Below are 11,629 nucleotides of genomic sequence, written 5' to 3' on the forward strand. Positions count from 1 at the left end.
TATATGTGGCTTTATTCCTTATTCTTTTTCCTCGGCAAACAACTGTTGAAAGATGCTCTTTAACTGTGCTTCGTCTGCAATAATCTTTTGCAGTTCTTTCAGTCTTTCTGCATTCTTTGATTCCGGAAGCCAAAGTTTCAGATATCCGCCCGGTGCATACTTCTCCATCAGATGTTGGCGGAAACGTTGGTAGTGCCATTCTTTATCCGCTTCCGGTTTCTGTTTTAATCCGTATTGCACGGTGCGGCGCAGGGTGATGACGGGGTCAATCACGCGGTCTGCCTCTGCCACTATTTTACCGTAAATGCTTCGTGGTTCGTGGTCGGTAGATGCGCGATGGTCTTCTACCGCCTCCTTCATGGTTTCTATCTCTTCTTCGCTGAACCATTGGCGGAGCGTTTCATCTTGTTTCAGAATCTCACCCGAAAGAAGATGGTGCGTAGTTCTGTCCCGGCAAAGCCCTGTATCGTGGTATGCAGCAATGGTATATGCCATGTTTTCGTTTATATTATATTTTGCGGCAAGTGAAAGACTCTCTTCAATAACTGTCTGCACATGTGAAAGGTTATGAGCTTTATCAAAATGCTCGTAACGCGGGATAATCTCCGTTTCAATGTAATGGACGAGGGTGGCGGGTATCATAGAATAAGTATTGTTTTGGTGGGCAAAGTTATGAAAAAAGCCGGGATACATCACGTATTCCGGCTTTCACTTAGTGTACAAAACTTATAAAGGTTTCGGTTTGTTCGATTTGTTAGATTTTTAAGAGAGAATCTGTCGTCTTTTACAGATTGGGGTTGTCCATTGTAACTGTCATGTCAGGAACAAGGACATATGCTTTTTGTTTGCTGTTCCACTTGTAGTAAGTAGTAGTGAGGCTCTTTCCCTGGTAAGCATAGCAAATGCGAAGGTCGTTTTCCCAAGCATTCTTTGTGCTGTTCCACTTCATAGTTTCACTTTCCGTCATGCGTTTCTGGTCGTCGTACTTGTAGCTGTACTTCATATAGTTTGCTAAAGCACCACCGTCCATCTTGTAAACGGTCTGTCCTACCATCACTCCATCTCTTTCTTCCGAATTGTAAATAAGGTTGTTTTTGTTAGCTGCAGAAGCTGCAATGCTACCAAACAGAATTACTGCTGACAAAGCAACTGTTTTTAAAAATACTTTTGTTTTCATGGTTCTATATGTTTTTAAGTTATCTCTTACTATATTCTATCAATATGTCATTGATTTCGGCGCAAAGGTACGGATTAAATTGACATAAATGCAAATAATAGATTAAATATAGTCAAAATGTCAGCAGTGTATGCTTTGCTACTCTTTCTTTTTGCCAATATTGATGACAAAAAAATATCCGGCAGTGATGTTGCCGGATATTCTGGTGAGCAAACTGTATTTTGAATGGAATGCTTCAGTTGCTTTCTGATTGTAAGTTAAATAAAGTTATAAGGCGGTTTAGTGAGCCTGTAACCAGTTCTTTCCCCACCCGCAATCGGCTCTCAATGGTACGTGCATGCGATATGCGCGTTCCATCTCTTCGATTACAATTTGTTGCACAAACTCTTTTTCAGCCTCTGGAACGCTGAAATTTAGTTCGTCATGAACCTGTAAAATCATCTTTGCTTTCAGATTGTAAGTTTGAAAGCGTTTATAGATGTGTGCCATGGCAACTTTGATGATGTCGGCGGCACTTCCCTGGATGGGAGCATTGATGGCATTGCGTTCTGCATATCCCCGTACCGTTGCATTTCTTGAGTTGATGTCGGGCAAGAAACGTTTGCGGTGGAAGATGGTTTCCACATAGCCTTGTTCGCGGGCCACCTGTATGCTCTTGTCCATATATTCACGTACCTGCGGATAGGTTTCAAAATATCCGTCAATCAGTTCCTTGGCCTCTTTACGGTCCACGTTCATGCGCTCTGCCAATCCGAAGATGGAGATGCCGTAGATAATGCCGAAGTTGGCTGTCTTGGCTTTGCGGCGCATATCGGAGGTGACGTCTTTGATATCTATCTTATATATTTTGGCGGCGGTGGCGGCATGGATATCATATCCGCTGAGGAAGGCGTCTATCATATTTTTGTCTTCGCTCAGATGCGCCATGATGCGCAGTTCTATCTGTGAGTAGTCGGCAGAGAAGAACTCGCAGCCATCGTCCGGGATGAAAGCCTTACGGATTTCCTTGCCATCTTCATCGCGGATGGGGATGTTCTGTAAATTCGGATTGCTGGAACTAAGTCGTCCGGTAGCCGTGACTGCCTGGTTGAAAGAAGTATGGATGCGCCCTGTGCGTGGATTAATCAGCAGGGGAAGAGCGTCTACATATGTTCCTAATAATTTCTTTAGTCCACGGTATTCCAGTATTTTTCCGATAATATCATGCTTATTGCGCAAGCTTTCCAACACTTCTTCTGAGGTGACGTACTGACCGGTCTTGGTCTTTTTCGCCTTATCAATGATTTTCAGTTTGTCGAACAGGACTTCACCCACTTGCTTGGGCGAAGCGATATTGAATGTCTCTCCTGCCAACTCGTAGATTTCTTTTTCAATCTCTTGCAGGCGGGCGGTGAAGTGTTCGGACGTTTGTTTCAGTGCCTCGGTGTCTATGCGGACTCCATTGCTTTCCATATTGGCAAGCACGCGCACCAATGGCATTTCTATTTCATAGAAGAGATGTTCCACGCCTTGTTCTTTCAACTCCTTTTCGAGTACGTTCTTCAATTTTAGGGTTATGTCCGCATCTTCGCAGGCATATTTATAAACTTCCTCCGGTGGAAGGTCGCGCATGTTTTTCTGGTTCTTTCCTTTCGGACCGATAAGTTCGTCGATGTGGATGGTTTGATAATGCAGATAAATCTCCGCCAGATAATCCATGTTGTGACGAAGCTCGGGTTGCAGCACGTAATGTGCGAGCATCGTGTCGAAAAGTTCGCCTTTCACTTCTATTCCATAATTTTGGAGAACAAGAATGTCGTACTTGATATTTTGTCCCACCTTCATGGAATTTTCATTTTCGTAGAGCGGACGGAACTCATTTACTATTTTTAACGCTTCTTCCCGTTCGGGCGGGACCGGAACATAGTAAGCCTGATTTTCGGTGTCACTGAAACTCATTCCTACCAATTCTGCTTCCATTGGCTCGGCCGAAGTAGTTTCGGTATCTATTGAGAGAATTTTCGTTGTAAGCAACTTTTTAATAAATTCCGCTCTTTTCTCTTCTGTATCAATGAGTTGGTAGTCCGGATTAAGCGTTTCTAAACGCGCGAGATTTGATTTTTTCGGCTCTTCCGTCCCGTTGGGCGCAAATTCTTCAAACAAATTGCCTTGGACGGGACCGCTATTTTGGGTAAAAAGAGGACCAGCCGAGAAAAGGTCGGGAGTTTCGGAAGAAGGGGAGGGGGAGCTGCTTTTTTTGAGTACACGGTCGATGAGCGTACGAAATTCCATCTCTTCGAAAATTTTCCGGAGTTCTTCCTCATTGGGTTCTTCGCGAACGAGTGCTTTCATATCAAGTTTGATGGGAACATCAATTTTGATAGTTGCGAGGAATTTGGAGAAAGTAATCATTTCTCGGTTGTTTTCCACTTTGGTCTTCAGGGCGCCTTTCAGTTGGTCGGTATGCTCCAGCAGATTTTCGATGCTCCCGAATTCGCTGATTAACTTCTGTGCGGTTTTCTCTCCGACGCCCGGGCAACCGGGAATGTTATCGGAAGCATCGCCCATCAATCCGAGCATGTCGATGACTTGCTGGGTGGACTGGATGTCGAACTTAGCTTTCACCTGCTCTATGCCCATGACCTCAAAGCCGCCTGTGTGCTTGGGACGGTACATGAATACGTTTTCGGAAACCAACTGCCCGTAGTCTTTATCAGGCGTCATCATATAGGTGGTGATGCCCTGTTTCCCTGCCTCCGTGGCAAGTGTGCCAATCACATCGTCGGCTTCATAGCCCGGCACTTCCAGGATGGGGATGCGGTATGCGCGTATAATATCCTTTATAATAGGTACGGAGAGGCGGATGGCCTCCGGAGTTTCTTCCCGTTGTGCCTTATATTGTTCGTATGCTTCATGGCGGAAGGTAGGGCCGGAGGGGTCGAAAGCGACACCGATATGGCTTGGGTTCTCTTTTTTGAGCACTTCTTCAAGTGTATTTACAAAGCCCAGAATGGCCGAAGTATTGAACCCCTTGGAGTTAATCCGCGGATTCTTGATGAACGCGTAATAGGCGCGATATATCAATGCATAGGCATCGAGAAGAAACAGTTTATCGTCAGAATTCATATATTTATCCTTTTTTTCATGGTAAAAGTACAAAAAAATACCGTATTAACTGTTTTATTACTATTTTTGTGGGAAAATAGCGATGCATGGACAACTCATCACTTATAAAATCCCCGATAGCGGCAGAGCTGGATGACTTTAAGAAGCTGTTCGACACTTCACTTACCAGTTCCAACTTTTTACTGAATGAAGTAATTTCACACATTCGGCAAAGGAACGGGAAAATGATGCGTCCGATGTTGCTCTTGCTGATGGCAAAACTGTATGGTACGGTTTGCCCGGAGACTCTCCATGCGGCTGTTTCCCTTGAATTGTTGCATACGGCCAGTCTGGTTCATGATGATGTGGTGGATGAAAGCACCGAACGTCGGGGGCAGTTATCGGTGAACGCTATCTATAATAATAAGGTGGCGGTGCTGGTAGGAGATTATCTGTTGGCAACCTCGCTTGTTCAGGTGGGCAAAACACATAATTATGCTATTATTGACGTTGTTTCCCGACTCGGACAGAATTTGTCGGAGGGGGAGCTTCTGCAACTCTCCAATGTAAGTAATCTCCAGTTCTCCGAAGAAATCTATTTCGATGTAATCCGCAAGAAGACGGCTGTACTCTTTGCAGCTTGCACCAAAGCGGGTGCTCTTTCGGTGGGAGTGACCGATGAACAGGCTGAATTTGCACGCTTGTTTGGTGAATATATCGGTCTTTGTTTCCAGATTAAAGATGATATTTTCGACTATTACGATAGCAAGGAGATAGGCAAACCTACGGGGAATGATATGCTTGAAGGCAAGTTGACGCTTCCCGTGCTTTATGCTTTGAATGCAACCCACGACAAGGCGGCCGAAGAAATAGCCATGAAAGTGAAAGATGGTACTGCCACGTCCGATGAAATCGCCCGTTTAATTGAGTTTACCAAGCAGCAAGGCGGTATTGGGTATGCTGTAGAAACTATGCATGCATATAAGGAGAAAGCCTTGTCCTTACTGGCGGGTCTGCCTGATACGGATGTAAAAACAGCGCTTACCGCTTATCTGGATTATGTGGTGGACAGGGATAAGTAACTATAATATATTACCTCAAAAATAAAGCGAAGGACTCATTCTCCAATAAGAAGAGAATGAGTCCTTCGCTTTTATTTTGAATGAATGTGGTTCTTTATTAGAAGAACTTCATTTCTTCTCCTTTAATCTCAGAAAGCAAAAGGTTTGCTAATCTGCTGGTACCCAGTCGGAACCATTCATTGTTAAGCCATTCTTCACCCAGCACTTCTTTGACGATGGTGTAGTAAATAACCGCATCGTTCACGGTATTGATACCTCCGGCAGGCTTGAATCCCACTTTATTGCCGGTTTCATCGTAATATTCCTTGATGGCCCGGCACATCACATAAGCAGCTTCGGGCGTTGCGGCAGGTTGTTGCTTTCCGGTAGAGGTTTTGATGAAATCCGCACCCGAATACATGGATAGGATAGAGGCTTTCATGATGTTGGAAGCTGTCTTCAGGGCACCTGTTTCCAGAATGACCTTCATGTGGTGTTCCTTGCACACGTCTTTCAGTTCCTGTATCTCTTCGCACATGCTTTCGTAGTCTCCGCTTAGGAATTTGCCTACAGGGATAACGATATCTATCTCATCTGCACCTTCCATCAGCGCCATAGCCGTCTCTGCTACTTTCACTTCCGTGAAGGTCTGTGAAGAAGGGAATCCGGCCGAAACACAGGCTATCTTTACATCTTCCACTTCCAGCGTATTCTTTACGATTTCTGCGAAATTAGGATAGACACAGATGGCTGCCACGTTCTCCAAATCGGGGAATTCATCGTCAAACTGATTCACCTTTTCCGTGAATTTCATCACGCTTTCATCGCTGTCGGTGGTGTTCAGCGTGGTCAGGTCGATGCAGTGGAACAAGAGCTTCTTGACTGCTTCTGTATGGTTTCCGGGCACTTTCTCCGCGATGAGTTTGGCTACTTTTGCAGCAACTTCCGCATCGTCCAGCTGGGTGTTGTACTTCGCCAATGCGGCATCATACTTGTTCTGAGTGGGTTCATTCTTCTCCATGGTCATGCAATTTTGGATTATTGATATGTCGGGTGTTGTCCCGTTGGGTTTTCTTCTCAAGGTTGCGGGCAAACGCTTCAGTGACGTTTACGCCCGTTTGATTGGCAATGCAGAGGAGTACCCAGAGGACATCCGCTATTTCGTCATCGATATTGTCTTTTTCTCCTTCCTTAAAGGATTGGTCGCCGTATTTGCGGGACATAACTCTTGCCAGTTCGCCTACCTCCTCGGTGAGAACAGCCATGTTGGTGAGTTCGCTGAAGTAGCGCACTCCGTACTTCTTAATCCAGCAATCTACTTGTTGCTGAGCTTCTTCTAATGTCATCATTCCTTGTTTTTTGTATCCATACAGATGGTCACGGGACCATCGTTCAATAATTCTACCTTCATATCGGCGCCAAATTCGCCGGTGCCTATTTCTTTACCTAATGAAGAACTCAATTCACGGCAAAACTGTTCATACAACGGGATGGATATTTCGGGTTTAGCTGCTCGGATGTAGGAGGGGCGGTTGCCTTTCCTGGTGGAAGCGTGCAGAGTGAACTGGCTGATTACCAGTATCTCACCGTCAATATCGAGGATGGATTTATTCATCACTCCGTTCTCGTCATCGAAGACGCGCAGGTTGACAATCTTTTTGCAGAGCCAGTCAATATCTTCCTGACCGTCTGTTTCCTCAATGCCTACCAATATCAGAAGCCCTTTCCCTATAGCAGATTTGCAAGTTCCATTGATTGTAACGGATGCGTGTCCGGTACGTTGTATGACTATTCTCATGTTCTTTTATCCTAATCTTTTAATCTTTTCCGGGCTGCAAAGTTACGAATAAATTCGTGATTGCCTGTAATTTGAACGTATGATTCTTTTGTTTTTGCCACCGTATTGGCACAGTTGTGCCATAGGCTTGGCAAAGTCTTGCCACTGCGATGGCAAAAGTTTGCCAAGCCTATGGCAAGACATTGGCAAACTAGTATCAATGATTAGAATATGTATACTCTGCGAATTACGGGAGCTTTTCTGCTCCGAAGTGCTCTTTTATAACTCTCGCCTTCGCTTCTCCTGCCACTGCTGCAATGGCTTCCAACGATGCCTCCTTGATGCGTTTTACGCTCTTAAACTCCTTGAGCAGAGCGGATTTCGTCTTCTCGCCAATCCCCTTTATTTCATCGAGTTCCGAGGCTATCTGCCGTTTGCTGCGTTTGTCGCGATGGAAAGAAATGGCAAAGCGGTGAACCTCGTCTTGTATCTGCGTCAAAAGGCGGAACAGGGGAGTGTTTTGTTTTAATCCGATGGTTTGCGGTGGGAAGCCGTAAAGTAATTCTGATGTGCGGTGCTTGCCGTCCTTGGCAAGTCCGGCGATGGGAATATTCAGATTCAGTTCATCCAGAACTTCTTTTACGGCGCTCATTTGTCCCTTTCCACCGTCGGTGATAAGGAGGTCGGGTAGGGGTAACTTCTCTTCAACAGCGCGCTGGTAACGGCGTCTGACGACTTCTTTCATGGAGGCATAGTCATCCGCGCCCACTACGGTCTTTATATTATATTTCCGATAGTCCTGTTTCGAAGGTTTTGCCTTCTTGAACACCACGCAGGCAGCCACAGGGTCGGAACCCTGAATATTTGAGTTATCGAAACATTCTATCTGCATAGGCAGGTGTTCCAGATGCAGCTCGTCCTGTATTTCTTTCATTAGCCGGACGTTGCGTTGTTCCGGATTCAGCTTTTCAGCCTGTTTCAGACGGTCGGCCTTGTATTGCTTCACATTCAGAATGGAAAGTTCCAGTAGTTTCTTCTTGTCTCCCCGTTGAGGAATGGTGAAAACGACATCTTTCAACTCCATATCCACCTCGAAAGGTACGATGATTTCGCGTGAAAGGCTCTTATAGCGCTCCCGCATTTCAATGATGCCCAGTGGAAGGAGTTCCTCTTTGGTTTCGTTCAAACGCTTTTTATACTCAAACGTAAATGCTTGGTTGATGGCTCCATTCGTGATATGCAGGTAGTTGATAAAGGCTGATTTCCCGTCGCTGTCTTCCTCTATGCTAAATACATCGATATTGTGCAACACGTTGCTTACTACTTCTGATTTGGCACGGTAGCTCTCAATCAGCATATACTTCTCTTTGATTCCTTGTGCCTCTTCAAACTTCATATCGGCTGCCAGTTTCTGCATCTGCTGATAGAGCATCCGTTCTATTTCCTGTGTGTTCCCTTTGAGAATTTCCTTGATTTCACCGATGTTTTTCATGTAATCATCCAGTGATTGCTTGCCAATGCAGGGGCCTGCGCAGTTCTTAATGTGGTATTCCAGACAGACGTTGAACTTGCCTGCATTGATATTTTCGGGTGAAAGGTTGAGGTTGCAGGTGCGTAGTGGATATAAATGTTTGATAAGGTCGAGCAATGCATTCATGGAAGGTGCATGGCTGTAGGGTCCATAGTATGAAGAGCCGTTGCGTATAATCTTGCGGGTCTTGAATATTCGGGGAAAATACTCGTTTTGTACGCAGATAGATGGGTAAGTCTTGTCGTCTTTCAGAAGAACATTGTACCGTGGCTTATACTTCTTGATGAGATTGTTTTCCAGCAGCAACGCATCTTCTTCTGAATTAACGACGATGTAGCGTATATCAGCAATCTTGCTGACAAGCACCCTTGTCTTTCCCGGCTCGTGGTCTTTATTGAAATAGGAGGAAACCCTTCGCTTTAAGTTTTTAGCTTTGCCTACGTATATGATAACTCCTTCGGTATTCAGATATTGATAAATACCGGGGCTTTCGGGAAGGTTCAATACAATCCCTTTCAGATATTCGCTGGTTTTTAGTTCCGGGTTATTCTCCATGAGGTTCTTGCTGTCTGTTTAGGTAATAAAATCAGTTATAAAGAAAGCACCGACTGCACATCTACATCTTTATTGAATAGTTCCTTTCCATGCAAATCCTTCAGTTCAATGATGAAGTTTACATAAATCTTCTTCGGATTCATCTTCTGTACTAACTTGCAGGCTGCTTCCATTGTTCCACCCGTTGCAAGCAAATCATCATGAAGCAGAACGACGTCGTTTTCGTCCAGAGCATCCTTGTGTATCTGAATGGTGTCCTTTCCGTATTCCTTGTCGTAGCTTTCTTCTATTGTTTCTGCTGGAAGTTTTCCGGGTTTGCGGATAGGGATGAAGCCCGCATTCAATCGGGTTGCGAGGATAGGCCCCATGATGAACCCTCTTGATTCAATGCCTACAACTTTAGTGATGCCCTTATCCTTATACATCTCATACATTGTATCAGAAAGTTCCTGTAGCCTGGCCGGATCTTTGAACAAGGTTGTTACGTCGTAGAACAGGATTCCCGGAATAGGGAAGTCGGGGATTTCCCGAATGCTTTTTGCAAGAGTTTCTTTGCTCATAATCAGTATTTTTAATGCATTTATTGAATCCTTTTGTTTCACGTGGAACGTTCCACGTTATCTGCCCGAAAGTACCAGCAGAACGTTTATATCGCTTGGAGACACTCCCGGAATACGGCTCGCCTGAGCGATTGTTTCCGGATCTATCTTTTCCAATTTCTGTCTGGCTTCGGTGGAAAGGGATTGAATAGAATTGTAATCGAACTTTCCCTTTATCTTGATGCTTTCCAGCCGGGCCAATTTATCGGCGATGATTCGCTCACGTCCGATGTACCCTTCATACTTGATAAGTATTTCGGCAGCCTCCATGATTTCCTCTTTTCTTTCAGTAATCTTATCCAGTTCCCGGCGGAAGGCGTCAACATGTTCCGCCATGTTCTGAATGGTAACTTGCGGACGGTTTATCAAATCTATTAATTTGCATCCTTGTCGTAGGGGAGTGGTACCAAGCTTCTCTAATGCCGGATTTATTAGTGCCGGTTTCATCGAGTAGTTGCGGGTGAACTCCACAATATTATTGATAGCTTCACGTTTCCGTTTCAGCAACTCGTAACGGTCGCTTTTGACAAGCCCAAGTTTCCATGCCTTTTCTGTAAGACGCATGTCGGCATCGTCCATGCGTAATAAGATGCGGTACTCCGCGCGTGAAGTGAACATGCGATAAGGTTCATCCACTCCTTTTGTCACCAGGTCGTCGATTAATACGCCGATATATGCTTCGTCGCGTGCCAAAGTAAACGGTTCGCCCCCATGGCAATTGATGTGTGCATTGATACCGGCAATGATACCTTGTCCGGCAGCTTCTTCATATCCGGTGGTTCCGTTCACTTGTCCGGCAAAGAACAGATTTTTAATTTTCTTCGATTCCAACGTGTGTTTCAGTTGCGTAGGGTCAAAGAAATCATATTCGATGGCATAGCCCGGGCGGTAAATAACCAAATCCTTGAATGCCGGTACTTTCTTCAATGCTTCGATTTGTATATTCATAGGGAGCGATGAAGAGAAACCATTTAAATAAAGTTCCTGGGTAGTTTCCCCTTCCGGTTCAAGGAAAAGTTGATGTTGTCCCTTATCGGGGAATGTTACTATCTTAGTTTCGATGCTGGGACAATAGCGGGGGCCGATACTTTGAATTTGTCCGTTGAAAAGGGGAGAATCCGGTAATCCTTCGCGCAGCACACGATGCACTTCTTCGTTTGTGAAGCAAGTCCAGCATGGAAGTTGTTTCAGGTGACGGATGCTGGTGTCCATGAATGAAAACTTGTGGAAGTCCGATTCGCCATCTTGTGTCTCCATGTATTCATAGTGTACGCTCCGCCCGTCAATGCGGACAGGGGTACCGGTTTTCATGCGTCCATAGTCAATGCCATGTCTTGCGATGGATTCGGTTAATTCGTAAGACGCAGGTTCTGCCATGCGCCCGCCGGCAAGTTGGGTACGCCCGACGTGCATTAATCCGTTCAGGAAAGTTCCGGCAGTTAATACTATGCACTTGGCACGGAAAGTCACATCCAGTAAAGTAGTCAAGCCTACAGCCTCTCCGTTCTCAATGAGGATTTCGCGTACAGTATCTTGCCAGATATGCAGATTGGGGATGTTTTCCAGGATTTCGCGCCATGCCCAGATAAATTTGTTGCGGTCGCATTGTGCACGCGGACTCCACATGGCAGGGCCTTTGGAACGGTTCAATATGCGAAACTGGATGGCGGTCTGGTCGGTCACCAACCCCATGTATCCACCTAAAGCGTCTATCTCTCGTACAATTTGTCCTTTGGCAATGCCACCTACGGCAGGATTGCAACTCATCTGTCCTATCTTATTCATGTCCATGGTGATAAGACAGGTTTTTGAACCCAGATTTGCTGCGGCTGCGGCAGCTTCACA

The 11,629-nt window shown here is 45.3% G+C and carries 10 protein-coding genes; 1 reads left to right on the top strand and 9 read right to left on the bottom strand.

What is annotated here, in order from left to right:
- Positions 1-18: 18 nt before the first annotated feature.
- From QZ135_RS19920 to polA, 3 genes are all read right to left on the bottom strand, one after another.
- Positions 19-642: an HD domain-containing protein gene (locus QZ135_RS19920; protein ID WP_294613455.1), complete on the bottom strand. Its 624-nt coding sequence runs from the start codon at positions 640-642 to the stop codon at positions 19-21.
- Between the two features lie 142 nt (positions 643-784).
- Positions 785-1,177, bottom strand: coding sequence for a DUF3836 domain-containing protein (locus QZ135_RS19925; RefSeq protein ID WP_294613458.1), 393 nt, complete (start codon positions 1,175-1,177; stop codon positions 785-787).
- Positions 1,178-1,456: 279 nt separating this feature from the next.
- Positions 1,457-4,282 (bottom strand): DNA polymerase I, encoded by a 2,826-nt coding sequence (gene polA / locus QZ135_RS19930; RefSeq protein ID WP_294613461.1) that lies wholly within the window; start codon positions 4,280-4,282, stop codon positions 1,457-1,459.
- A gap of 86 nt (positions 4,283-4,368) precedes the next feature.
- Between polA and QZ135_RS19935 the strand changes: the two genes are divergently transcribed.
- Positions 4,369-5,343, top strand: a complete 975-nt coding sequence (locus tag QZ135_RS19935; protein ID WP_294613464.1) for a polyprenyl synthetase family protein — start codon at positions 4,369-4,371, stop codon at positions 5,341-5,343.
- Between the two features lie 97 nt (positions 5,344-5,440).
- On the opposite strand, the gene deoC is transcribed toward QZ135_RS19935, so the two are convergent.
- The 6 genes from deoC to mnmG all read right to left on the bottom strand — a co-directional run.
- On the bottom strand, positions 5,441-6,343 hold the full coding sequence (deoC, locus tag QZ135_RS19940; protein WP_294613467.1) for a deoxyribose-phosphate aldolase: 903 nt from the start codon (positions 6,341-6,343) through the stop codon (positions 5,441-5,443).
- A complete protein-coding gene (locus tag QZ135_RS19945) occupies positions 6,330-6,668 on the bottom strand; it encodes a nucleotide pyrophosphohydrolase (RefSeq protein ID WP_294613484.1) in 339 nt (112 codons plus the stop codon). The genes deoC and QZ135_RS19945 overlap by 14 nt, the downstream gene beginning before the upstream one ends.
- Positions 6,668-7,120: a D-aminoacyl-tRNA deacylase gene (gene dtd / locus QZ135_RS19950; RefSeq protein WP_294613470.1), complete on the bottom strand. Its 453-nt coding sequence runs from the start codon at positions 7,118-7,120 to the stop codon at positions 6,668-6,670. The genes QZ135_RS19945 and dtd overlap by 1 nt, the downstream gene beginning before the upstream one ends.
- 226 nt (positions 7,121-7,346) lie before the next feature.
- On the bottom strand, positions 7,347-9,185 hold the full coding sequence (gene uvrC / locus QZ135_RS19955) for an excinuclease ABC subunit UvrC (protein ID WP_294613473.1): 1,839 nt from the start codon (positions 9,183-9,185) through the stop codon (positions 7,347-7,349).
- Between the two features lie 35 nt (positions 9,186-9,220).
- Positions 9,221-9,745 (bottom strand): adenine phosphoribosyltransferase, encoded by a 525-nt coding sequence (locus tag QZ135_RS19960; RefSeq protein WP_294613476.1) that lies wholly within the window; start codon positions 9,743-9,745, stop codon positions 9,221-9,223.
- Between the two features lie 57 nt (positions 9,746-9,802).
- The coding region (gene mnmG / locus QZ135_RS19965) for a tRNA uridine-5-carboxymethylaminomethyl(34) synthesis enzyme MnmG (protein WP_294613478.1) at positions 9,803-11,629 on the bottom strand (1,827 nt) is incomplete at its 5' end.

Source organism: uncultured Bacteroides sp., assembly GCF_905207245.1.
GTDB lineage: Bacteria > Bacteroidota > Bacteroidia > Bacteroidales > Bacteroidaceae > Bacteroides.

What these genes read in the sequence shown, in the direction of transcription:
- QZ135_RS19920 (WP_294613455.1), bottom strand. Translation starts at nt 642, where the DNA reads ATGATACCCGCCACCCTCGTCCATTACATTGAAACGGAGATTATCCCG.
- QZ135_RS19925 (WP_294613458.1), bottom strand. Translation starts at nt 1,177, where the DNA reads ATGAAAACAAAAGTATTTTTAAAAACAGTTGCTTTGTCAGCAGTAATT.
- polA (WP_294613461.1), bottom strand. Translation starts at nt 4,282, where the DNA reads ATGAATTCTGACGATAAACTGTTTCTTCTCGATGCCTATGCATTGATA.
- QZ135_RS19935 (WP_294613464.1), top strand. Translation starts at nt 4,369, where the DNA reads ATGGACAACTCATCACTTATAAAATCCCCGATAGCGGCAGAGCTGGAT.
- deoC (WP_294613467.1), bottom strand. Translation starts at nt 6,343, where the DNA reads ATGGAGAAGAATGAACCCACTCAGAACAAGTATGATGCCGCATTGGCG.
- QZ135_RS19945 (WP_294613484.1), bottom strand. Translation starts at nt 6,668, where the DNA reads ATGACATTAGAAGAAGCTCAGCAACAAGTAGATTGCTGGATTAAGAAG.
- dtd (WP_294613470.1), bottom strand. Translation starts at nt 7,120, where the DNA reads ATGAGAATAGTCATACAACGTACCGGACACGCATCCGTTACAATCAAT.
- uvrC (WP_294613473.1), bottom strand. Translation starts at nt 9,185, where the DNA reads ATGGAGAATAACCCGGAACTAAAAACCAGCGAATATCTGAAAGGGATT.
- QZ135_RS19960 (WP_294613476.1), bottom strand. Translation starts at nt 9,745, where the DNA reads ATGAGCAAAGAAACTCTTGCAAAAAGCATTCGGGAAATCCCCGACTTC.